Here is a 24,018-nt window from a genome sequence, read left to right on the forward strand (position 1 = left end):
CCGGCATCCGGGCATCCCGCGTCATGGTAAACGGGACAACGCGTACCGCTCACCGCCGCACCACGTTCGGGGTGCGGCGGTGAGGGGGTGCGGGCTACTCCAGCCAGCGGTGCACGGCCGGCACCACCCCGGAACCCTCGCCCGCGGCGGCGGCGACGCGCTTCATCGAACCGGCGCGAATATCGCCGACCGCGAAGATGCCCGGCACGCTGGTCGCCAGACTGGACGGCGGGCGTCCCTCGACCCACGACTCCGGAGCCGTATCGCGACCGGTCAGGACGAAGGAGTGGCTGTCGAGCTGGATGGTGTCCGGTAGCCACTCGCAATGCGGAGCGGCGCCGAGCAGCAGGAACAGCCCGGCCGCGTCCATCCGATCGACGGTGCCGGTGACCGTATCGCGCAGGTCGACCCAGGCGAGTCGGTCCTCGCCGCCGGCGTCGATCACCTCGCAGCACGGCCGCACGTCGATCCGCGGGTTGTAGGTGATCTGCTGGATCAGGTAGTCCGACATGGTCGCGGCCAGGTCGGTGCGGCGGATCAGGATCGTCACCGACGAGGCATACCGGGCCAGGTGCATCGCCGCCTGCCCGGCGGAGTTGCCGCCGCCGACCACGAAGACGTGCCGGCCGTGCATCTCGCTGGCGGCGCCCATCGCCGCGCCGTAGTAGACCCCGCGGCCGACCAGATCCTCGACCCCGGCCACCGGCAGCCGCCGATAGGCGACGCCGGAGGCGATCACCACGGCCTTCGCCCGGATATCGCCACCCTCGGTGCACAGGGTGTGCGGCTCGCCGTCGGTGCCCGGAATCAGCTCGGTGACCGGCCAGCCGCTGAAGAAGCGGGTCCCGAAGTTGATCGCCTGCATGCGGGCGCGCTGGGCGAGCCGCATACCGGAGATCCCGCGCGGGAAGCCGAGATAGTTGCGGATCATCGAGCTGGTGCCCGCCTGGCCGCCGATCACCTCCGACTCGACGACGACGGTGTTGAGGCCCTCCGAGGAGCCGTAGACCGCCGCGGCGAGGCCCGCGGGCCCCGCGCCGACGATCGCCAGGTCGACCTCGGTGGTCACGTCGATCTCGTCCGGCCGACCGAAGAAGGCGGTCAGGATCTGACGCGGATCGCTGGCCGAACTGACGAAGCGGCCGCGCGACCAGCAGACCGGGTACACCGGCTCGCCGAGGCCGGCCTCCGCGTAGTCGTCGAGGACCTCCCGCCCCTCCGGCGAATCCGGCGACACCACGCTGTAGGCCATGCCCATCCGGTCGAGGTAGTCGCGGACGGTCACCGTCGCCAGGTCGGTGGTCGGGGTGACCACCCGCGCGAATTCGACGTCCGGCGCCGGCACGGTCGAGCCCCAGTCCGACAGCAATTCGGTGACCGCATAGTGGAATTCCTCGTCGCGGGAGCCCTGCGGGATCAGCAGCCGCGCGTCGATCTTGCCGGTGGCCATACCGAGGCGCAGCATCTCGCTGTCCTCGGTGAAGTTCGAAATATGGGAGACGACCAGCCGTCTGGCGGTCGGAACGAATTCGCGGACCTTGCCGATCGCCGCGAAGAGCGGGAAATCGGGCATACGGGATTCGAAGACGATCAACGCGATCTTCTTGTGGGCGTCGCGAAAGTCGATGGCGGTGGTCTTGGCCTCGCCGGCCGACTTGACCAGCACGACGTTGTAGTCGCGACGGTAGCGGTCGAATTCGCTGCACAGGATGTCGTGGTGTTCCGGAGCAACCAGAACGATGACCGGTCGATCCGACTCAGGTGACGTAGGGCTCACCGACCAAGCCTGGCATACCGCCGGCCGGCCGTCACCCCGGTTTCGCCGGTAGAAAACGTCCGGCGATCAGGGAATAGCCGCGATGTACTCCACCAATGCGCCGAAGCCCGACGAATCGGGCAGATCGTCGATGGGCCACCACTTCAGGTCGATCGACTCGTCGCTGCGCTCGATGATCGCATCGGCCGGCGCGATCGCCCGGAAGTAGAGATCGATATGCCGGGTCGGCACGCCCAGCGAGCAGGTCAGCGCGAAGACGCGCAGCGCCAACGCCCGTGGCTCGACGGTGAGGTCCGCGATCCCGGATTCCTCTCTGGCCTCGCGGGCCGCGGCGGCCGCGACGTCGACATCCTCGGGCTCGCAATGTCCCCCGAGCTGTACCCACCGGCCCAGGCGCGGATGCAGCGTCAGCAGTACCCGCGAGCGGGTGTGGTCGAAGATCATGGTCGAGGCGGTGACATGGCCGGGCACGTTCGCCCGCGCGCAGGCGAGCGGCTGCGCCACCAGATAGGCGGAGATCGCCTGGCGCAGGGACAATTCCACCGCATCGGTCGACTCGGGCAGGTCTGCGACGGCGGCGACCGCGGAGTCGTGCAGGGTGGCGAAGCTCATCGCTCGATCACCGCCTCGCCCGGATCACCGGCCGGTCGCGGGCCGACGGCCTGCGCGGGATGGCCGACCGCGACCGCGCCGAGCGGTTGCCAGGTCGGCCCGAGGTCCAATTCGGTGCGCACCACGTCGGCCGCGAAGATCGTCGAGCCGACCCACAGGCTGCCCAGATCCCTGGCCGCCAGGGCGATCAGCAGACTCTGCACCGCGGCCCCGCCGGCGACGGTGAACATCGTGCGCTCGTTCGCTCGCCGCCGCTCGTCCGGATAGTCGTGTGCGCCCGCATCGGTGACCAGGAACGGCAGGATCAGTTCCGGTGCGCGCCAGAGAATATCGCCGCGGGACAGGCGCCGGGTGATCATCTCGTCGGTGAAGCCGTCCTCCGACAGATCGTTGCGCCAGGCCGAACGCATCGCGGTCAACAGTCGTTCGCGCACCTCGCGGGTGCGCACCCAGACGAATCGGATCGGATGCGAGTGATGCGGGGCCGGGGCGGTCCACGCATCGGCGATCGCCGCGCGCAGGACGGCCGGATCGACCGGCTCGTCGGCGAAGTCGCGCACCGACCGACGGTGGGGGACCGCCGCGCGCAGGCCGGCGGCGAAGGCCTCGTCGGCGCCGAGACGGAACATGTCCTCGTCCTCGGTGCGCAGCAGGTCGGCCGCGCGGCTGCCGTCGTCGACGATCGGCAGGCCGCGCACGATAGCCATCGGACGACCGGTGGTCTTGCCCTTGACCAGATCCGCGGCGGCCGCGATCTCGTCGGCGATCGCGGTATTGGTCACCTCCAGCACGTTCCCGTGCGGGTCGGTCTGGCCCGCATAGGGTTTGAGCACCGTCAGGCCTGCCGCCCCCAGGGCGGCGTCGGTCTGGCCGACGCGCCACGCACGTCCCATCGTGTCGGTGATCACCACCGCAACGCGGACGCCGAGGCGGTCGGCGATCTCCTTGCGCAGGGTCTGCGCACTGCCGTCCGGGTCGACCGGCAGCAGAGCCAACTGCCCGGCGCCGACGTTGGAGGCGTCGATCCCGGACGCCGCGGCGACCACGCCGAGGCGGCTGCGGGTGATCATGGTGTTCCCGCGGCGCGCGACAACCGAACGCGCTTCCCGTTCGACGAGATCGCGGCGGAAGGCGTCGCGGTCGACCCCCGCCGGTACGTCGACCAGTCGGCCCTCGGCCTTGGAGATCACCTTGCTGGTGACGACCAGTACATCGCCGTCGCGCAGGTCGACCCCGGTCGCCAGCAGCGCACCGACCAGGTCGGTCCCGGCGGTCACCTCCGGCAACCCGTCGATCGGCAGGACGGTCAGGGCGTCCGCGGTGCTCACGGCAGGCTCACCCCGGCCGCCTCGAGCGCGTCGCGGGCCATCCGGGCGGTCGTGTCGACGTCGGTCATCAGCAGGGGCCGTTCGACGACGTCGAGGGGCTCCGAGCGGTATCCGTCGCCGGTGTGCACCATCCACGCGTCGAGCAGGCCGGCTTCCTTGCGGGAGCCGTACCAGTCGCCGACCGCCCGAGCGGAGGTCTCCACGCCGATCACCTGCAGGCATTCGTCGGCCATGCCGCGCAGATGCTTGCCGCCGATGATCGGCGAAATCCCTACGACGCCTGCCGATGTCGTGCGAAGGGCGCCGCGGATACCGGGTACGGCGAGGATCGCGCCGATGCTGACCACCGGATTCGACGGCGCCAGCACGACGGCGTCCGCGCCGGTGATCGCGTCGAGCACGCCGGGGGCGGGCGTCGCCTGCTCCGCGCCGACGTGGATGAACGATTCGGTCGGGATGCCGGCCCGGTACCGGACCCACCACTCCTGGAAGTGGATCGCCCGCTTGCCCTCCGCGTCGCCCGGGTCGACCACCACGTGGGTCTCCGACCGGTCGTCGGTCACCGGGATCAGGGACACGCCCGGCTGCCATCGGGCGCAGAGCGCCTCGGTGACCTGCGAGAGCGGATAACCGGCGCGCAGCATGCGGCTGCGGACCAGGTGGGTGGCGACGTCGCGGTCGCCGAGGCCGAACCAGTCCGGGTCGACCCCGTAACCGGCGAGCTCCTCCTTGACCGACCAGGTCTCGTCGCGGCGCCCCCAGCCCTTTTCGGTGTCGATCCCGTCGCCGAGGGTGTACATGCACGTATCGAGATCCGGGCAGATGCGCAGTCCGTGCATCCAGACGTCGTCGCCGACGTTGACCACCGCCGTGATCGTGTCGTCGGGCCCGAGCGCAGCGCGCATGCCGAGCAGGAATCGAGCGCCGCCGACCCCGCCGACCAGAACGGTTACCTTCACGTCCTCGAGCCTAGGAGCCGGCCGGCGGCGGGCGCAGGCGGGGCCGACCGCGCCGGCCGGGGCGTCGCGGTGCCGACGCGCGCGTGTCGCCTCCCCGACACGCGGCGTGTCGCTGCGACGCGCCGGGGAGGCGAGGCGCAATACTGGACGACCCCTCCTCCGGCTTGACGCCGTACCGCCGCTGCGTGTCTAATCACAGGCGTGTCATTCGATATTCGTTCGGCGACGCTCTCGGGTGGTAATTCGTCCGTCGAATATATGTTCGAACGCTGAAAACCTGTACGTCGGTTCGGGGCAAACATCGGGAATTCCGTTCGCGGTGTCGATGAGCCGAAGGTGCTGAGGGTTTCCGGGTTCGGTGGCATCGGGTCGGTGAAACATGTTGTGACACAACAGGCGAGGAGGCGAAGCCGGTGATGGAGAACCATTCGTCGCAGGACCTCGAACCGACGGGGGACGAGGCCGATCCCGAGGTGGATCAGGTGCGGCAGTTACGCCCGGTCGATGATTTCGACTATCTCTTCGACGGTGCCGAGGAAGAATGGCAGGAGCGCGCATTGTGCGCTCAGACCGACCCCGAGGCGTTTTTCCCGGAGAAGGGTGGTTCCACCCGCGAGGCGAAACGTATCTGCCTCGGTTGCGAGGTCAAGGACGAGTGCCTGGAGTACGCCCTCGCCAACGACGAGCGTTTCGGTATCTGGGGTGGCCTCTCCGAGCGAGAGCGTCGCCGCCTCAAGCGCGGCATCATCTGACGCGTCCCGCGACGGTCATCGGGCCGCAGGGGGATCGACGGCATTCGGACGGCGTCGGGGGCGGGTCGACCGCCGCCCCGGCGCCGTTCGTGTCCGCACTGACGTTCGTGTCTGCACTGATTTGGCGTCCGGCGCGGTTTGCGTCGACGGTGGTCCCGGCAAGCGGTCCCGCCGGCCGCATCGGCCGGAAGGGAAACCCGGCAGGTGCGATCGGGCAGGGGCGATCAGGCGCCGTCCGGCGGATCGATCAACTCGGGGTCGATGACCTCCGGATCGACTCCCAGGTAGGACGCGACCTGCGCCACCAGAACCTCGTGAATCAGCTCCATCAACATCTCGGGCTGCCGGGCGCGGCGCTCCAGCGGCCGCCGAAACAGCACGATCCGCGCGCGGGTGGGCTCGCCCCGAGCATCGACCCCGGCCGGAACCAGGCGGGACAGCGGGATCGCCCCCTCGGTCACCACATCATCGGCCCATACCGGAAGGTCCGGTCCCACCGACTTGATCGGCGGCACCTCGTCGACGGCGATGTCGAGCGCGGTGAGCCGCTCGTGCCACTGGTTGTCGATCCGCGCGAACGCGTCGACGGCCAGCTGATCGAAACGCTGCGCGCGCGTGCGGTACGCGGGCACGGACGTGGGTATGACGGGGCCGCGCATCCCGCGACCCCGCCGACCTGCGCTGCGTGAGCCGTGTCGAGACCTGCCACCCATGACGGCCCAGGATACCGACATCCCGCGGCGCCCGGCGGCCGACCGTCGGTGTGTCCCTGCCGAGTCGAACGGCCGACGAGCGCTAGGGTCGGGAGCGTGAGATCTCCCCGCGCGTGCAGTCGCCCCGGATGCAGCAGGCCGGCGGTGGCGACCCTGACGTACGTGTACTCGGAATCGACGGCCGTGGTCGGACCGCTCGCCACCGTCGACGAGCCGCATTCCTGGGACCTGTGCGACGTACACGGCACGCGCATCACCGCCCCGAAGGGGTGGGAGATGGTTCGTTACCAAGCCGCCTTCGACAGTCCCGGCCCCGACGACGCGGATCTGACCGCGCTGGCGGAAGCGGTCCGCGACGCCGGCAAGGGCGAGCGGGCGCCGGCGACCGTGGTCGTCGAGAGCGATTCCGACTCCTCGCCGGGCATCGTGAGCACCCACCGCACCGGGCGGCGCGGACACCTGCGGGTCCTGCCCGACCCCAGCCATTAGCGGCAGCGCCGAACGAGAGTCGGCTCCGGCACTCCGGTGCCCGGGATCGCGGCGGTGTGGGTATCGTCGTGCGCACCCGGGTGGGGGACCCGGCTCGTCGACATCGATCGACGTTCTCATCCGCGTCGTCATCCTCGATCCACCGTGATCGGAGCGACGCCAATCATGCAGGGAGGGCCACGTGTCCGTGCCTCGAACCGCTGAAGCCATCGACGCGGTCGTCAAGGCCTACGACGTGCGCGGCATCGTCGGTGAGCAGATCGACGCCGGGTTCGTCCGGGACGTCGGAACCGCATTCGCCCGTCTGATGGCCGCCGAGGGGGCGCCGCGTCGGGTCGTGATCGGTCACGACATGCGCGGTTCCTCGCCGGAACTCGCCGCCGCCTTCGCCGAGGGCGTCACCGCCACCGGCAGCGACGTCACCGCGATCGGCCTCGCCTCGACCGACGAGCTCTACTTCGCGTCGGGCCGGCTCGACTGCCCGGGCGCGATGTTCACCGCGAGCCACAATCCGGCCGCCTACAACGGCATCAAGCTGTGCCGGGCGGGCGCGAAGCCCGTCGGCACGCAGACCGGTCTCGCCGCCATCCGGCAGGCGCTGATCGATGGGGTCGAGGCGCCGGCCGGACCGGTGGGCACCGTCGAGACGATCGACCTGCTCGACGACTACGCCACGTTCGTGCGCGACCTGGTCGGGGTGCCGACCCGCCGCCGGCTGACCGTCGCGGTCGACGCCGGCAACGGCATGGCCGGACACACGGTGCCCGCCGTCTTCGCGACGCTGCCGATCGACCTACGGCCGCTCTACTTCGAGCTCGATGGCACCTTCCCGAACCACGAGGCCAATCCGCTCGACCCGAAGAATCTGGTCGATCTGCAGCGCCTGGTGGTCGAGACCAAGGCCGACATCGGGCTGGCCTTCGACGGCGACGCGGACCGCTGCTTCGTCGTCGACGAGACCGGCGCCGCGGTGTCGCCGTCGACGATCACCTCGCTGGTCGCCGATCGCGAACTCGCCCGACATCCCGGATCGACGATCATCCACAACCTGATCACCTCGCGCGCGGTCCCGGAGTTGGTGACCGAACAGGGCGGCAAGCCGCTGCGCACCCGGGTCGGCCACTCCTACATCAAGCAGGCGATGGCCGAGTCGGGGGCCGTCTTCGGCGGTGAACACTCCGCCCACTACTACTTCCGCGACTTCTGGGGCGCCGACTCCGGCATGGTCGCCGCCCTGCACGTGCTGTCCGCGCTCGAGCAGACCGACGGGACGCTCTCGGAGCTGACCAACGGCTACGTGCGCTACGCCGCATCGGGGGAGATCAACTCGACGGTCACCGACCAGAAGGCCGCGGTCGACGCGGTCCTCGCGGCGTTCGCCGATCGGACCGTCGATGTCGACACCCTCGACGGCCACACCGTGACGCTCGACTCCGGCGCCTGGTTCAATCTGCGCCCGTCCAATACCGAACCGCTGCTGCGGCTCAACGTCGAGGCGGCCGACGACACCGCGGTCGCCGCGATCGTGGACGAGGTGCTCGGCATCATCCGTCGATAGGGTGGTACCCGTGGTTGGCGTGTGCGGGTCCGCAATTCCGGCGGGACGGGACCACCGAGAGGAGCGCGGAGACTGATGACGGTTCCGGTTCCGCGTCCCGATCTCGACGACACCGACGGGCTGCTCGCGGTCGATCGCGCCGGCGCGCTGCGTTCGGCGGCGATGGCGGGTGCCCAGGTGCGGGCGGTCTCCACCGCCATCGAGGAGGGCGTGCTCGGGCGGCTGCGGGGTATGCAACCGCGCGCGATCACCTTCGTCGACTCCGGCGCCGCCGCCTCGCGAGCGATGGCCCTGGTCGAGGCGACCGTCGGTGCGGCGTCGCGCTATCCGCTCTCGAGGGTGCGGGCCACGCCGGCGCGGGTCGGACCGCTCGATGTGGTCGTCGTCGCAGGCGACGACCCGGGCGATCCGCTGGCCGCCGAATCGATCCACGCCGCGGTGCGCCGCGGCGCGGAGGTCGTGGTGGTGGCCCCGCTGGACGGCCCGCTGCGCGATGCCGGCGCCGGTCGGGCGCTCGAGTTGCCGCCGCGCATCCCGGTCGCGCCCCGCAATCGGATGATCGGCCACGTCGCGGCGATCCTGGGGGTCCTCGCGGTCCTGGATGCCGGACCGGTCGATATCGACCTGCTCGCTCGCACCGCCGACGCGCTCGACGCCGAGGCGCTGTCCGGGCAGCCTTCGGCCGACGTGACGGTCAATCCCGCCAAGCAGCTGGCCGCCCGGCTGGCCAATCGCCGCTTCGTGCTCGTCGGCGGCGATCCGGCCGCGATCGAGGTCGCCGGACACGGCTGCGCGGTCATCCTGTCGGCCACCGGAATCGCCGGTGCGTCCGCGGAACTGCCCGAGGTCCTCGCGGCGGTGCACGAGCATCGCGCGATCGGCTCGACCGGAGCGCTGTCCGATGTCGACGCGCTCTTCCACGACGAGGAACTCGACGGTCCGCTGCCGACCGAGGCGGATCGACTGATTCTGATCGACACCACCGGTGACCCGCACCTGCTGCGGCGCCGCGCCGCATCCCTCGGCGAGCCCGATCTGGTCGCCGTCGACGACGCGGTCGACCTGCCCCTGCAGCGAGCACTGCTGATCGCCGAACGATTCGACATGGCCGCCGCCTATCTGCGGCTGACCGGAGGCTGACGCGTGGATCTGCTCGAAGGTGCCGTCCGGGCGTACGCCTGGGGCTCGCGCACCGACCTGGCCGACCTACAGGGGCGGACGACACCGACCGAGCACCCCGAAGCGGAGATCTGGTATGGCGCGCACCCCGCCGATCCGGCGATGTTGGTGCGCCCGGAGTCCGGTGATCCCAAGGAACGTTCGCTGCTGGCGGTCATCGACTCCGACCCGGTCGGCTGCCTCGGCGCGTCGACCGCCGGGACCTTCCACAACCGGTTGCCCTTCCTGCTGAAGCTGCTGGCCGCCGCCGAACCGCTGTCGTTGCAGGCCCATCCGAGCGCCCTGCAGGCGGCTCAGGGCTTCGCCGCGGACAACTCCCGCGGCATCCCGCTCGATTCCCCGGTGCGCAACTACAAGGACGACAGCCACAAGCCCGAGCTGATCGTGGCGATCGGCGAATTCCACGCGCTCGCCGGCTTCCGCGACCCGGCGCGCACGCTCGACTTCCTCTCCGCCCTCGCCGTCGACGAGATGGCGCCCTATGTGGACATGCTCGGCCGCCAACCGGACGAGCACGGCCTGCGCATGCTGTTCACCTCGTGGATCACCCTGCCGCAGGCGCGGCTGCGCGAGCTGCTGCCCGCCCTGCTCGACGGGTGCGAGCGCCACGTCGCGGCGGGCGCGGCGGTACCGTTCGCGCGCGAGGCGGCGACGATCGTCGAACTCGGCGCCGCCTATCCCGGCGACCAGGGGGTGCTGGCCGCGACACTGCTCAATCGGGTGGTCCTGCAGCCGGGGGAAGGGATGTTCCTCGACGCGGGCAACCTGCACGCCTACCTCTCGGGCGTCGGCGTGGAGATCATGGCCAACTCCGACAACGTGCTGCGCGGCGGCCTCACCCCGAAACACGTCGACGTCCCCGAACTGCTGCGCGTCCTCGACTTCCGTCCGATCGACGCCTCGGCGCTGGTGCCGGAGGGGCCGGCGCCCGCCTGGTTCGATACCCCGGCGTCCGAGTTTCGGCTGGGCGCGATCGTCTTCGACCCGGCGATGACCGCTGAGGTCGGTGAGGTCGGCAAGGCCGGTGAGGTCGGTGAGGTCGGCAAGGTCGGGGGGACCGGGGAGGCCGGGGGACGGGTGCCCGTCGGGGCGGATGTCGCGTTGCCGGTCGGACGTCCGCAGATCGTGCTCTGCACGGCGGGCCGCGGTCTGCTGCGCTCCGGGGACGCCGAACTCGAGGTCCCGCGTGGGGGAGCCGCCTGGCTCGACGCCGGGGACGTGGTGGTGGCCTCGGCCGCCCAGACCGCAGAACCGACCTGCCTGTACGTCGCGGCTGCGGGCTGACTTCCGGAAGTGTATGGAATTCCGGGTCACATCAATCTTGCTGTGGTAGTCCGGTCACACCTTTAACGGCGAGCAGTTTCGATCACAGCGTGTCGATGGGGTACGGTCGCCGCGGAGTGTGATGCACCCGTTGCGACCCGCGGAAACGTGGCTCGACCACCATGGATGTGACTCCAGTATGGACATTGTGGTCCGATTTCGACACGGTCGGAGCAGTCCTTTTCGGAGACCGGCAGGTGTAGTGTCCGCTCGGAATGGCCGGTATTTGTACCTTTCACAGTACGAGCCCGCAAGTCTGTATTCGGGGGAGCAGGCTGGGTCCGGTCGATGCATACGTACGTCGTGGAAGGAGGCCGATGGCTTCGCCGGCATCGGAGGATGTACCGACAACGACCGCCCGCGCACCCCAGCAGGCCGAAAACCCCCGCTCCCGCCGGTCCGAGGGACCGATCGCCTCGGTCGGACGTCGGGTTCGACCGGATGCCAAACGGTATCTGTGGATGCTGGGCATCCTGGCGCCGGCCAGCGCGCTGCTGCCCTCGCAACTGGTGATGCAGACCGGATTGTCCATCTTCTGGTGGACCGGTCCGATGATCTTCTTCATCCTGATCCCGGTGGTCGACGGGCTGGTCGGCGAGGACGGCAACAACCCGCCGGACGAGGCGATCGAGACGCTGCAGAACGACCACTACTACCGGTGGCTGACGTACCTGTTCATTCCGGTGCAGTACATCAGCCTGTGGGTGGTGTGCTGGCTGTGGACCTACGGCACGCTCTCGCCGATCGACAAGCTCGGTCAGGCGATATCGCTCGGCCTGGTCGCCGGCATTTCGATCAACGCCGCCCACGAGATCGGCCATCGGTCGGACACCCTCGAGGGCTGGCTGGCCAAGATCGCCCTGGCGCAGACCTTCTACGGCCACTTCTACGTCGAGCACAACCGTGGACATCACGTCCGAGTCGCGACCCCGGAGGATCCGGCGAGCGCGCGCATGGGCGAGACGATCTACCGGTTCTTCCCGCGCACGGTCGCCGGTTCGATGCGCTCGGGCTGGATCCTCGAAACCCGTCGGCTCGCGTTGGCGGGCCGCAAGTGGTGGAGCCCGCGCAATCACATCCTGCAGGCCTGGATGTTCAGTCTGCTGATCTTCGCCGGGCTGATCGCCTTCTTCGGTTGGGGCATCCTGCCGCTGATCCTCATTCAGGCGGTCGTCGGGATCATGCTGCTCGAGGCGGTCAACTACGTCGAGCACTACGGGTTGCTGCGCAAGCGGGACGACAAGGGGCGCTACGAGTCGATCCGGCCCGCCCACAGTTGGAACAGCGACCGGCTGGTCACCAACATCTTCCTGTACCACCTGCAGCGGCACAGCGACCATCACGCCTACCCGGGGCGGCGGTACCAGACGCTGCGCTCCTGGAAGGAAGCGCCGCAGCTGCCGTACGGCTACGCGACCATGGTCGTCGCGGCGTTGTTCCCGCCGCTGTGGCGCCGGGTGATGGATCACCGGCTGCTCGACCACGTCGACGGCCGCATCGAGGACCTCAATCTGGCCCCGCACAAGCGGCGACGGTTGATCGCCCGCTACGGCGTCGACCGGTAGGTCGGGGCCACCCGCTAGCCTGGCTGTCGGTCCGATACCGTCGCCGCCTTCGCGCGCTGCGACGGTGCGGGCTCGATCGAATCGACACCGATCTGTTCGACAGCGATCGCTTCGACATCGATCGCCTCGATACCGTACGAACGACTGGAGGTCAGAGTCCGTGACACAGAGCGAGTCCGTGACGCAGGGTGGTAGGGATTCCGCGTCCGGTGGCCGCCTCGACTACGAGGTCGCCGACCTGTCGCTGGCGGACTTCGGCCGCCGCGAGATTCGCCTCGCCGAGCACGAGATGCCCGGACTGATGGCGTTGCGCCGCGAATACGCGGAGATCCAGCCGCTCGCGGGTGCCCGGATCACCGGGTCGCTGCATATGACGGTGCAGACCGCCGTGCTGATCGAGACGCTGGTCAGCCTCGGCGCCGAGGTTCGCTGGGCGTCCTGCAACATCTTCTCCACGCAGGACCACGCCGCCGCCGCGGTGGTGGTCGGACCGACCGGTTCGGTCGACGATCCGCGCGGTGTGCCGGTCTTCGCTTGGAAGGGCGAATCCCTCGAGGAGTACTGGTGGGCCGCCGATCGCGCGCTGAGCTGGCCCGACGCCGAGGACGGCACGCCGCGCCCGGCGAACATGATCCTCGACGACGGCGGTGACGCCACGATGCTGGTGCTGCGCGGCGCCCAGTTCGAGAAGGCCGGTGTCGTTCCCCCGGTCGACGAGGACGAGGACTCGCACGAGTACATCGTCTTCCTGACCCTGCTGCGGCAGAGCCTCGAGGAGCATCCCGGCAAGTGGACCGCGGTCGCCGAGTCGGTGCGCGGCGTCACCGAGGAGACGACCACCGGTGTGCTGCGGCTCTACCAGTTCGCCGCCGCCGGCGAGCTGGCGTTTCCGGCGATCAACGTCAACGACTCGGTCACCAAGAGCAAGTTCGACAACAAGTACGGCACCCGCCACTCGCTGCTCGACGGCATCAACCGCGGTACCGACGTGCTGATCGGCGGCAAGAAGGTGCTCGTCTGCGGCTACGGCGACGTCGGCAAGGGCTGCGCCGAAGCGCTGGCCGGCCAGGGCGCGCGGGTGACGGTCTCCGAGATCGATCCGATCAACGCCCTGCAGGCGCTGATGGACGGGTTCGACGTGCGGACGGTCGAGGAGGCGATCGGCTCGGCCGACATCGTGATCACCGCGACCGGCAACAAGGACGTCATCACCTTCGAGCACATGGCGCGGATGAAGGACCAGGCGATCCTGGGCAATATCGGCCATTTCGACAACGAGATCGACATGGCGGCCCTCGACCGCTCGACGAAGGTCACCCGCCAGGAGATCAAGCCGCAGGTCGACCAGTTCTTCTTCGACGACGGCCACTCGATCATCGTGTTGTCCGAGGGGCGACTGCTCAATCTCGGCAATGCCACCGGGCACCCCTCGTTCGTGATGAGCAACAGCTTCTCGAACCAGGTGATCGCCCAGATCGAGTTGTGGACCAAGCCCGACGAGTACGACAACGAGGTCTACCGGCTTCCCAAGGTGCTCGACGAAAAGGTCGCGCGCATCCACGTGCAGGCGCTCGGCGGTGAGCTGACCAAGCTGACCAAGGAGCAGGCCGAGTACATCAACGTCGATGTCGAGGGCCCGTACAAGCCCGAGCACTACCGGTACTGAGACGCACGCGGTCGGATGGCGGTCGCCGCGGCACCGGGGCACGGGCGTAAGGTCCGTGTTCCGGGACGCGGCGTCGCCGTCGGCCCGGCCGAGGCCGCGGTCGACGCAGGGGAGTGGACGATGGGTGAAGGAGTGCTCGTCGCCGTCGAGGGAGTCGACGGTGTCGGCAAGCAGACGCTGACGCGTGCCCTCACCCGCATCTGGGAGCAGGCGGGCGTCCGCGTCGCGCGGGTCGCGTTCCCGCGCTACGGGGAGTCGACCACCGCCGATCTCGCGGCCGAGGCGCTCACCGGTGACCACGGCGGGCTCGCCGACAGCCCGGAGGCGATGGCGGTGCTCTTCGCGCTCGACCGGGCGGCCGCGGCCACCGATCTGCGGCGGCTGCGCGCCGAACACGAGGTCGTTCTGCTCGATCGCTACGTCGCATCGAATGCGGCCTTCACCGCGGCCCGGTTGCACGAGTCCGCCGACGGGTCCGCGGTGCGCTGGATCGAACGGCTCGAACTCGGGCGATTCGCGCTGCCGGTGCCCGATATCCAGATCCTGCTCGACATCTCGATCGACGAGGCGGCCCGCCGGGTGCAGAAGCGATCGAACGAGGACGCCGGTCGGGCCCGCGATGCGTACGAGCGCGATCTCGACCTTCAGGAGCGCACGGCGGAGGTCTACCGCGACTTGGCCCGGCGCTCCTGGCTCTCCCCGTGGCGTCTCGTGGGCGCCGATCCGGACGTCCCACAACTCGCCACCGAGCTACTCCCTGTACAGACCCTCGACACGGAGATGACACGATAACCCCATGAAGCCCCGGATACTGGTAGTCGATGATGACGCGGCGCTGGCCGAGATGCTCACGATCGTGCTGCGTGGCGAAGGCTTCGAGCCGTACGTGGTCGGCGACGGCACCCAGGCGCTGGCCGCCGCTCGCGAGACGCGACCGGACCTGGTCCTGCTCGATCTGATGTTGCCCGGCATGAACGGGATCGACGTCTGCCGCGTGCTGCGCGCGGACTCCGGGGTCCCGATCGTGATGCTGACGGCCAAGACCGACACCGTCGACGTGGTCCTCGGCCTCGAATCGGGTGCCGACGACTACATCATGAAGCCCTTCAAGCCGAAGGAGCTCGTGGCGCGGGTGCGCGCCCGGCTGCGTCGCAACGAGGAGGAGCCGGCGGAGCTGCTGTCGATCGGCGACGTCGCGATCGATGTGCCCGCGCACAAGGTGACCCGCTCGGGCGTCCCGGTGCCGCTGACCCCGCTCGAATTCGACCTGCTGGTCGCGCTGGCCCGCAAGCCGCGGCAGGTGTTCACCCGTGAGGTCCTGCTCGAACAGGTCTGGGGCTACCGGCACGCCGCCGACACCCGCCTGGTCAACGTCCACGTCCAGCGCCTGCGCGCGAAGGTGGAGAAGGATCCCGAGAATCCCGAAGTCGTGCTGACCGTCAGAGGGGTCGGGTACAAAGCCGGACCCCCGTGAGCCCCCTTCGCCTACGACGTCGGCTGGCGAGCCTCTACGCACCGATCGGACAGTGGTCGCGTGCGCTGAGCGCGACGGCCGCACGCACCTGGCGGCAGTCGCTGCAGTTGCGGGTTGTCGTCTCGACGCTGAGCCTGTCGTTGATCGTGATCTCGATCCTCGGCATGGTGCTGACCAGTCAGATCACCGACCGGCTGACCGAGTCGAAGATCGACGCCGCCACCGAGGAGCTCGGCCGTGCCCGCAATACGGTCGACTCGCAGCTGGCGGGCGCCGAGAACGCGGCGACCCTGGCGAACCGGATCCAGTTGGCCCGATCGGCGCTGACCAACCGGGAGACCAGCAACGGCACCGACGAGTCGACCGCTGCCGGCACCTTCGACCCGGTGTTGATCGTGCCCGCCGACGGTCCGCGCGCCCAGGTGACCAGCGGCCCGGCCGAGCAGATCCCCGACCAGCTGCGGGCCTATATCCAGGCCGGGCAGGTCAGCTACCAGTTCGCCACCGTCACCGACGCCAACGGCAATCCCGGGCGGGTGCTGATCGTCGGCAGCCCGACCACCGGGGTCGATCCGTCGACCCTCGAGCTCTACCTGGTCTTCCCGCTCGCCGGTGAGGAGCAGACCCTCTCGCTGGTGCGCGGCACGCTGCTGATCGGCGGCGCCGTGCTGTTGGTGCTGCTGGCGGCGATCTCGCTGCTGGTGGCGCGGCAGGTGGTGCTGCCGATCCGGTCGGCCTCGCGGATCGCGGTGCGCTTCGCCGACGGGCGGCTGCGCGAACGGATGGCGGTACGCGGCGAGGACGATATGGCCCGCCTGGCGATGTCGTTCAACGAGATGGCCGAGAGCCTCTCGCGGCAGATCTCCCAGCTCGAGGACTTCGGCAATCTGCAACGACAGTTCACCTCCGACGTCTCCCACGAACTGCGCACCCCGCTCACGACGGTGCGGATGGCCGCCGACCTGATTCACGATTCCTCCGACGAACTCGACCCGACCCTGCGGCGGGCCTCGGAGTTGTTGGTCGCCGAACTCGACCGCTTCGAAACGTTGCTCGGCGATCTTCTCGAGATCAGCCGACACGACGCCGGCGTCGCGGAACTGTCGGTCGAGCAGCTCGACGTGCGGGCCTGCGTGCGGGCGGCGCTGTCGACGGTGCGGCACCTGGCGAAGGACAGCGGTACGGAACTGATCGTCGATCTCCCCGACGACGAGGTGATCGCCCAGGTCGATCCGCGTCGTGTCGAGCGGATCCTGCGCAACCTGCTCGCCAACGCGATCGACCACGGCGAGGGCAAGCCGGTGCTGATCCGGATGCGCGCCGACGACCAGGCGCTCGCGATCATCGTGCGCGACCAGGGCGTCGGCCTGCGCCCCGGCGAGGACAAGCTCGTCTTCAACCGTTTCTGGCGGTCGGATCCCTCCCGGGTGCGCCGCTCCGGCGGTACCGGCCTGGGCCTGGCGATCAGCCTGGAGGACGCGCGGCTGCACAACGGTCGTCTCGAGGCCTGGGGCGAGATCGGTTCCGGTGCCTGCTTCCGGCTGACCCTGCCGCGGATGCGTGGACGCCGGGTGACCAGCAGCCCACTGCCGCTGAGCCCGACCAAGCGGCGTCTGCCCGTCGGGATGGTGGATACCTTCTCCGACGAGCTGCCCGCCGACGCGTCCGCGCGCGCCGCCGACCTGGCGATCGTCGACACCTCGGGATCCGACGGCGCCGCTCGGCCCGAGCCGACTGCCGGAGCAGACCCGGACCTCGACTCCGGCACTGCCGCAGATATCGATACCGAGCGGAGCCCGTCGACCGCGGTGGTGCTCCAGGCGGTCCCGAGCAACGGCCGCTCGGACGTGGCGGCCCCGGATGTCGCGGCGTCCGACGGGACGGCGGCGGACCCGAAGGCCGCCGATGTGAGGGAGTCCGACCGGACGGCCGCGGAGGTGACGGCGGCGGGCGAGGACGCCGCGACGTCCGCGGAGCGGGCGCCGTGACGGTCGGTCCGGCCGGTCGGGTGCTGGCGCTGGTCGCGGTACTGCTGCTCGCGGCCGGTTGTGCGCGGCTGCCCAGCTCCTCGACGCCCCAGGCGTTGGGCACCCTGGCGAATGAGCACCCCCGCCCGGTTGTGCCGTACCCGGAGCCCGGTCAGGATCCCGATTCCCTCGTGCGGGACTTCCTGCAGGCGGGGATCGACCCGGTCGACTCGCATGCGGCGGCCCGCGCCTTCCTGACCCCGGACGCCTCGGCGGACTGGGACGACACCGCCGCCACCTCGATCGTCGACAAGGTCGAGGTCGTCGAGGATTCGCGCACCACGACCGATGCCTCGTACACGATCCGGGCCAATCAGGTCGGGTCGTTGGCGGCCGGTGGTCGATACCAGTCCGAGAACGGCCAGTTCCAGGCGACGATCACCCTGACGCGGGTCGACGGGGAATGGCGCGTCGATTCGGTGCCGGACGGGACGATCCTCGAGCGCGCGCAGTTCCGCAGCGCCTATCAGAGCAAGTCGATCTACTTCTTCGACACCTTGGGCCGCCAGTTGGTCCCCGATCCGCGCTGGATCAACGCGCCGCCCGAGCAGACCGTGCGCCGCATGATCGACCTGCTGCTCGAGGGGCCGAATACCACCCTGGCGCCGTCGGTCTCCCGTCCGCCGACCGGTGTGACGCTGCTCGCCGATCCGGTCAAGGCCGACGGCACCGAGGGACCGGTCGGGGTCGGCTTCGGCGGGGTTCGGCTCAACTTCGGCGGCCTGGAATCCCTCGATGAGCAGGCCCGCACCCGCTTCGCCGCCCAGGTGATCTGGACGTTGGCGCGCGCGGATATCGCCGGGCCCTACCAACTCGACGTCAACGGCGCGCCGATCGACCCGCAGCGGGAAGCCGGCTGGACCACCGAGGATGTCGCAAGCTTCGATCCCGGGGCGAGCACCGGCCCGAACGTCGGCCTGCACGCCCTGGTCAACGGGGCCCTCGCCACGGTCGACGAATCGGGCACCGTCACCCGCGTCGGCGGCTACTTCGGTGCGGACGGCAGCAACCTGACCTCCGCCGCGCTCTCCCGCGACGGGAGTCTGGTCGCCGGCGTCTGGGATACCGGGCAGGCCGGCGCAACGCCGGTCGACGTCCTGGTGATCGGTTCCTACGGCGGCAACGACGCGTTGACCGTCGCCCAGGGCACCTCGATCGGGCGGCCCACCTGGCAGCCGGACGGCGACGCGGTGTGGGCGGTGATCGACTCCGAGCGGGTGATCCGCGCGGTCGCGAACCGGGACACCGGAGAGGTGACGGTCGCCGACGTCGAGGCTGCGGCGATCACCGCGCTCGGCGGTCCGATCACCGAACTGCGGCTCTCGCGCGACGGGGTGCGGGCGGCGCTGATCGTCAACGGCGCGGCCTATATCGCGCTGGTCTCGGCCGGGCCGGGGGGCCGCTACGTGCTGCGCGATCCGCGCCCCGCCGCGGTCGGCTACGGCAGCGACGCGATCTCGGTCGACTGGGCGGGCGCGAGCTCGGTGGTGATCGCCCGGGCGACCGGTGAGGTCCCGGTGGTCCAGGCGGCGATCGACGGGTCCGGGGTCGACGCGCTGCCCAGCCTGAGCCTGGCGACCCCGCTGGTCACCATCGAAGCGTCGCCCAGCCGCATCTACGTCGCGGACTCGCGGACGGTGTTCAGCCTCGATCTGACCCTGCCCGCCACCGAGCGCATGTGGTTCCAGGTACCCGGCCTCGTCGGCGGCGCCGTCGTCCCCGTCCTGCCGGGCTGACCGGTGGGGGCGGCCGATCCGGTGCTCGCCCTGCTCGACCTCGTGCTGCCCCGCACCTGCGGAGGGTGCCGCATGCCGGGTACCCCGCTCTGCCCGCGATGCCGCGGACATCTCGAGGCCGGGCCGATCCGGCTGGCCCCGCGGGTCGACCCCGGCGTGCCCTGCTGGGCGCTCGGCGACTACAGCGAGGGGCGCCGGGCGACGGTTCTGGCGATCAAGGAGCATGGCCGTCGTGACCTCTGCCGCCCGGTCGGATCCGCTCTCGCCGGCGCGATCGGGCGGCTGCGCGTCGCCGGTGACCTCGACGAGGATCTCGCGGGACCCCTGCTGATCGTCCCCGCGCCGACCCGCGCGGTGGCCGCCCGACGACGCGGCGGCGATCCGGTGGTGGCGATCTGCCGGGCGGTCGCCGCCGAGCTGGGCCGTCCGCCGCGTCACCGGGTCGGCCGCGGCGGTGCATCGGTCGCGGTCGCGCCGATCCTGTCGCTCGATCGCGGTGCGCACGATTCCGTCGGCTTGACCGCGGCGCAGCGGCGCGCCAACCTCGCCGGCCGTCTGCGGATTCGCGCGCGGGAGGCGCGGCGGGCGATCGACTGGAGCCGGCAGCGCGCTCCCGGGATGGACCCGACGATCGTGCTGATCGACGATGTCCTGACGACCGGCGCGACGGCATCGGAATCGGTTGCACTCCTGCATGATTCGAATCTTCCGGTCGGCGCGGTGCTCGTGGTGGCCTCCGGCGCGCGCCGCCGCGTCGACCCCGAACGGTCAATTCGCCCGACACGCTGGTAAGCGGGCCCGGCAACGACTAACGTCGAGAGACCACCCGCACGAGCGGATGTTGCCAGGAGGTGTTGCTCATACATCTGGGGCGTCGGGTGCGGCGATTGTGTCGCTCGGCGCCTGTCGTATTCGCGCACGTGCCCGAATGATCGGGCACCGAAGAGGATTCAACGGAGGTACCGATGACTGCAGCCCCCGAGCGTTCGATCTTTGTGGACGACGGAACGGAGGAACGTCCGCTCGCCACGGTCGAAGTGGTGGTAACCGGACGCAACGTGTCCATTCCCGACCACTTTCGAGTTCATGTCAACGAGCGCCTCGGCCGCGTGGAGCGCTTCGACTCGGCGATTCATCTGATAAACGTCGAGCTGTACCACGAGCGCAACCGGCGCCAGGCCAAGAACTGCCAGCGCGTGGAGATCACCGCCAGGCGCAAGGGACCGGTCGTTCGCGCCGAAGCGGTTGCCGAGAACTTCTACGCCGCACTGGAAGCGGCGGTCACCAAGCTCGAAACGCGGCTGCGCCGTTCCAAGGAGCGCCGCCGGGTCAGTCACGGTGACAAGCGCCCGACGTCGGTGGCGGAGGCCACCGCTCCGCTGGCCGAGCCCACCGGCGACGCCGACGACTTCGCCCTGACCGAGGTCAGCGAGCGATACGAGCAGACCGCCGAGGACGGTCCGGGTCAGGTGGTGCGCACCAAGGAGCACTCCGCGATCCCGATGACGGTCGACGACGCCCTCTACCAGATGGAGCTCGTCGGTCACGATTTCTTCCTCTTCCACGACAAGGAACGCGGCGTACCCGCCGTGGTGTATCGCCGGCATGCCTTCGACTACGGCTTGATCACCCTGGTCTGACCCGACCGGTCCGACCCGAGGGGAACCGGTCGCGGTGATACCCCGACCGGTCCTCTCGAAGCCCTGTCCGCGATGGTCGCGGGGTGTCCGATCGCACGGATCGGCACCCCGCGATCGCACCGGTTCCCCGACGCTTTGTCGGCAACGCCTACCATGGGATGAGCCGGTCCCTCGTGTGCCGGCACCGCGCGGGGTCCGAAGGACCGGCATTCCCGAGTTCCTCGTCACCGCCCGGGCCCGTACGGCCGCTCCACGTGGGGCGACCGGAACAGACCACAGTAAGGACGAGTAGAGCCAGTGGCGTCGCTGTCGTTTTCCAAACTCCTCCGCGTCGGTGAGGGCCGGATGGTCAAACGGCTCGGTCACATCGCCGACCACGTCTCCTCGCTGGAGGAGGATTACCGGGATCTCGGCGACGAGGAGCTGCAGGCCCAGACCGCCATCTTCCGCGAGCGGCTCGACAACGGCGAGTCCCTCGACGACCTGCTCGGCGAGGCCTTTGCCGTCGCCCGCGAGGCCTCCCGCCGCGTCCTGGGTCAGCGTCACTTCGACGTACAGGTCATGGGCGGCGCGGCGCTGCATCTGGGCAATATCGCCGAGATGAAGACCGGTGAGGGCAAGACCCTGACCTGTGTGCTGCCGGCCTACCTCAACGCGCTGTCCGGTGAGGGCGTGCACGTCGTCACCGTCAACGACTACCTCGCCAAGCGCGACGCGGAGTGGATGGGCCGCGTCCACCGCTTCCTCGGGCTGGACGTCGGCGTGATCCTCTCGGGCCTCAACTCCGCCGAGCGTCGCGCCGGCTACGCCGCCGACATCACCTACGGCACCAACAACGAGTTCGGCTTCGACTACCTGCGCGACAATATGGCGCACAGCCTGGACGATTTGGTCCAGCGCGGACACAGCTTCGCGATCGTCGACGAGGTCGACTCGATCCTCATCGACGAGGCGCGGACCCCGCTGATCATCTCCGGACCGGTCGATACCTCGATCGAGTGGTACTCCGAGTTCGCGCGGATCGCTCCGCTGCTGAAGCCGGATGTGCACTACGAGGTCGACCCGAAGAAGCGCACCATCGGCGTGCACGACGCGGGTGTCGAGCTGGTCGAGGATCAGCTCGGTATCGACAACCTCTACGAGGCCGCGAACTCGGCGCTGGTCAGCTACCTGAACAACTCGATCAAAGCCAAGGAACTCTTCCACCGGGACAAGGACTACATCGTCCGCAACGGTGAGGTCATCATCGTCGACGAGTTCACCGGCCGCGTGCTGTCGGGTCGTCGGTACAACGAGGGCATCCACCAGGCGATCGAGGCCAAGGAAGGCGTCGAGATCAAGGCGGAGAGCCAGACCCGCGCCACGATCACCCTGCAGAACTACTTCCGTCTCTACGACAAGCTCTCCGGGATGACCGGCACGGCCGAGACCGAGGCCGCCGAGCTGCACCAGATCTACAAGCTCGGCGTGCTGCCGATCCCGACGAACCGCCCGATGGTCCGTACCGATCAGGGCGACCTGATCTACAAGACCGAGGAAGCCAAGTTCAACGCGGTCATCGACGACATCGTCGAACGCAATGACAAGAAGCAGCCGGTGCTGATCGGTACCACCAGCGTCGAGCGCTCGGAATACCTGTCGAAGCAGCTGACCAAGCGCGGTATCGCCCACCAGGTCCTCAACGCGAAGTTCCACGAGCAGGAGGCGACGATCATCGCCGAGGCCGGGCGCCTCGGAGCGGTGACGGTCGCGACCAATATGGCCGGCCGCGGTACCGACATCGTGCTCGGTGGCAACCCGGACATCCTCGCGGACGCCGAACTGCGGGAGAAGGGGCTCGACCCGGTCGAGACGCCGGACGAGTACCAGGAGGCGTGGAACTCGACGATCGCCGACCTGAAGAAGCAGGTCGCCGAGGAGGCCGACCTGGTGCGCGATGCCGGCGGCCTCTACGTGCTGGGTACCGAGCGCCACGACTCGCGCCGCATCGACAACCAGCTGCGCGGTCGCGCCGGCCGTCAGGGTGACCCGGGCGAGTCGCGCTTCTACCTCTCGCTCGGCGACGAGTTGATGCGCCGCTTCAACGGCCCGTGGGTCAACTCGATCATGAACCGCCTGAACATGCCCGATGACATGCCCATCGAGGCCAAGATGGTCTCCAAGGCGGTCAAGAGCGCGCAGACGCAGGTCGAGCAGCTCAACTTCGAGCAGCGCAAGGACGTCCTCAAGTACGACGAGGTAATGAACCAGCAGCGCCGCGTCATCTACGACGAGCGCAAGCGGATCCTGCGCGGCGAGAACATGGAGGGTCAGGTCGAGGAGATGATCACCGACGTGATCACCGCCTACGTCGACGGCGCGACCGCCGACGGCTACGTCGAGGACTGGGATCTCGCCCAGCTGTGGTCGGCCCTGCGCACCCTGTACCCGGTGTCGGTCGACCTGGACGAGTACCTCTACGACTCGACCGGCGAGCACAACGACATCTCCCGCGACGACCTGCTCGACACGCTGTTGACCGATGCGCGCGATCAGTACGCCAAGCGCAGCGAGGCGGTCAACGCGGTGATCGGCGAGGACGGCATCCGCAAGCTCGAGCGCGGCATCCTGCTACAGGTCCTCGACGAGCGGTGGCGCGAGCACCTCTACGAGATGGACTACCTGCGCGCCGGTATCGGCCTGCGGGGAATGGCGCAGCGCGACCCGGTGGTCGAGTACCAGCGCGAGGGCTACGACATGTTCTCCGGGATGCTCGACGGGGTGCGGGAGCAGTCGGTCAGCCAGCTGTTCAACTTCCCGGTCGATCGCTTGGCCCAGCAGGCCGCTCAGCAGGCGGCCGCGACCCGGGTCAACGTCACCGCGGCCAGCGCCGCGACGGCGGCCCGCGGCGGTGGCATCGCGGCACGGGCGGCCGCCCCGACGACCTCCCGTCCCGGCCCGACGAGGGTGGCGGTCGCGAAGACCCCGCCGGCCGATCTCGCGCCGGCCGCGCTGCGCGCCGAGGGACCGGGGACCCGCACCGGCGGCGCCGCCGCGGCGGCCAACGGCTCCGCGGGCAACGGTGCAGCGGGCAACGGTGCGGCGACTCGGGCCGAGGAGTCGGCGACCGACGTGGACGACGACGAGGAGCAGTTGACCTTCACCGGACCGTCCGAGGACGGCTCGGGCGTGGTCCGTCGGACCGGAGCGATCCCGAAGGTCGATGCCGCTGTGGCCGGCG

General features: G+C 69.6%; 18 protein-coding genes and 1 pseudogene. 14 read left to right on the forward strand and 5 right to left on the reverse strand.

Features of this window, described 5'->3' with window-relative positions:
• Positions 1–94 precede the first annotated feature (94 nt).
• From MB1_RS18510 to cofD, 4 genes are all read right to left on the reverse strand, one after another.
• Positions 95–1,777 carry an NAD(P)/FAD-dependent oxidoreductase gene (locus MB1_RS18510; RefSeq protein WP_066910769.1) on the reverse strand — a complete coding sequence of 561 codons (1,683 nt, stop codon included), beginning with the start codon at positions 1,775–1,777 and terminating at the stop codon, positions 95–97.
• Positions 1,778–1,843: 66 nt separating this feature from the next.
• Entirely contained in the window at positions 1,844–2,389 is a 546-nt protein-coding gene (locus MB1_RS18515) for an NUDIX domain-containing protein (protein WP_066910772.1), read from the reverse strand.
• Positions 2,386–3,717 carry a coenzyme F420-0:L-glutamate ligase gene (locus MB1_RS18520; RefSeq protein WP_066910775.1) on the reverse strand — a complete coding sequence of 444 codons (1,332 nt, stop codon included), beginning with the start codon at positions 3,715–3,717 and terminating at the stop codon, positions 2,386–2,388. The genes MB1_RS18515 and MB1_RS18520 overlap by 4 nt, the downstream gene beginning before the upstream one ends.
• Positions 3,714–4,676 carry a 2-phospho-L-lactate transferase gene (cofD, locus tag MB1_RS26625; protein ID WP_066910778.1) on the reverse strand — a complete coding sequence of 321 codons (963 nt, stop codon included), beginning with the start codon at positions 4,674–4,676 and terminating at the stop codon, positions 3,714–3,716. Before cofD ends, MB1_RS18520 begins: the two co-directional genes overlap by 4 nt.
• Before the next feature lie 416 nt (positions 4,677–5,092).
• On the opposite strand from cofD, the gene MB1_RS18530 reads away from it, so the two are divergent.
• Complete coding sequence (locus MB1_RS18530; RefSeq protein ID WP_084352143.1) at positions 5,093–5,428, forward strand: WhiB family transcriptional regulator; 336 nt, start codon at positions 5,093–5,095, stop codon at positions 5,426–5,428.
• A gap of 224 nt (positions 5,429–5,652) precedes the next feature.
• Here MB1_RS18530 and MB1_RS18535 read toward each other — a convergent pair whose 3' ends face one another.
• On the reverse strand, positions 5,653–6,141 hold the full coding sequence (locus tag MB1_RS18535; protein WP_066910940.1) for a metallopeptidase family protein: 489 nt from the start codon (positions 6,139–6,141) through the stop codon (positions 5,653–5,655).
• A 96-nt stretch (positions 6,142–6,237) separates the two neighbouring features.
• On the opposite strand from MB1_RS18535, the gene MB1_RS18540 reads away from it, so the two are divergent.
• The 13 genes and pseudogenes from MB1_RS18540 to secA form a co-directional block, all read left to right on the forward strand.
• A complete protein-coding gene (locus MB1_RS18540; RefSeq protein ID WP_066910781.1) occupies positions 6,238–6,630 on the forward strand; it encodes a DUF3499 domain-containing protein in 393 nt (130 codons plus the stop codon).
• A 187-nt stretch (positions 6,631–6,817) separates the two neighbouring features.
• Positions 6,818–8,188: a phosphomannomutase/phosphoglucomutase gene (locus MB1_RS18545; RefSeq protein ID WP_066910943.1), complete on the forward strand. Its 1,371-nt coding sequence runs from the start codon at positions 6,818–6,820 to the stop codon at positions 8,186–8,188.
• Positions 8,189–8,263: 75 nt separating this feature from the next.
• Positions 8,264–9,328: a hypothetical protein gene (locus MB1_RS18550; RefSeq protein WP_066910784.1), complete on the forward strand. Its 1,065-nt coding sequence runs from the start codon at positions 8,264–8,266 to the stop codon at positions 9,326–9,328.
• Between the two features lie 3 nt (positions 9,329–9,331).
• Complete coding sequence (manA, locus tag MB1_RS18555) at positions 9,332–10,651, forward strand: mannose-6-phosphate isomerase, class I (protein ID WP_066910787.1); 1,320 nt, start codon at positions 9,332–9,334, stop codon at positions 10,649–10,651.
• A 500-nt stretch (positions 10,652–11,151) separates the two neighbouring features.
• The gene (locus MB1_RS18560; RefSeq protein ID WP_084352180.1) at positions 11,152–12,255 is read left to right on the forward strand and encodes an alkane 1-monooxygenase; all 1,104 of its coding nucleotides are present in this window, start codon (positions 11,152–11,154) and stop codon (positions 12,253–12,255) included.
• A gap of 160 nt (positions 12,256–12,415) precedes the next feature.
• Positions 12,416–13,921, forward strand: a complete 1,506-nt coding sequence (ahcY, locus tag MB1_RS18565; protein ID WP_066910790.1) for an adenosylhomocysteinase — start codon at positions 12,416–12,418, stop codon at positions 13,919–13,921.
• Between the two features lie 132 nt (positions 13,922–14,053).
• Positions 14,054–14,713 (forward strand): dTMP kinase, encoded by a 660-nt coding sequence (locus MB1_RS18570; protein ID WP_084352182.1) that lies wholly within the window; start codon positions 14,054–14,056, stop codon positions 14,711–14,713.
• Between the two features lie 4 nt (positions 14,714–14,717).
• Positions 14,718–15,395 carry an MtrAB system response regulator MtrA gene (gene mtrA / locus MB1_RS18575; protein WP_066910793.1) on the forward strand — a complete coding sequence of 226 codons (678 nt, stop codon included), beginning with the start codon at positions 14,718–14,720 and terminating at the stop codon, positions 15,393–15,395.
• Entirely contained in the window at positions 15,392–17,383 is a 1,992-nt protein-coding gene (gene mtrB / locus MB1_RS18580) for an MtrAB system histidine kinase MtrB (protein ID WP_439646957.1), read from the forward strand. The genes mtrA and mtrB overlap by 4 nt, the downstream gene beginning before the upstream one ends.
• On the forward strand, positions 17,380–19,158 hold the full coding sequence (gene lpqB / locus MB1_RS18585; RefSeq protein WP_066910796.1) for an MtrAB system accessory lipoprotein LpqB: 1,779 nt from the start codon (positions 17,380–17,382) through the stop codon (positions 19,156–19,158). The genes mtrB and lpqB overlap by 4 nt, the downstream gene beginning before the upstream one ends.
• 3 nt (positions 19,159–19,161) lie before the next feature.
• Positions 19,162–19,950 carry a ComF family protein gene (locus MB1_RS18590; protein WP_066910799.1) on the forward strand — a complete coding sequence of 263 codons (789 nt, stop codon included), beginning with the start codon at positions 19,162–19,164 and terminating at the stop codon, positions 19,948–19,950.
• A 173-nt stretch (positions 19,951–20,123) separates the two neighbouring features.
• Positions 20,124–20,798, forward strand: coding sequence for a ribosome hibernation-promoting factor, HPF/YfiA family (gene hpf, locus MB1_RS18595; RefSeq protein ID WP_066910802.1), 675 nt, complete (start codon positions 20,124–20,126; stop codon positions 20,796–20,798).
• Positions 20,799–21,143: 345 nt separating this feature from the next.
• Positions 21,144–23,804, forward strand: a pseudogene (secA, locus tag MB1_RS18600) (preprotein translocase subunit SecA); the annotation flags it as partial.
• Between the last annotated feature and the right edge of the window lie 214 nt (positions 23,805–24,018).

The sequence above is a fragment of the Millisia brevis NBRC 105863 genome (genome assembly GCF_001552615.1).
Classification (GTDB): Bacteria; Actinomycetota; Actinomycetes; order Mycobacteriales; family Mycobacteriaceae; genus Millisia; species Millisia brevis.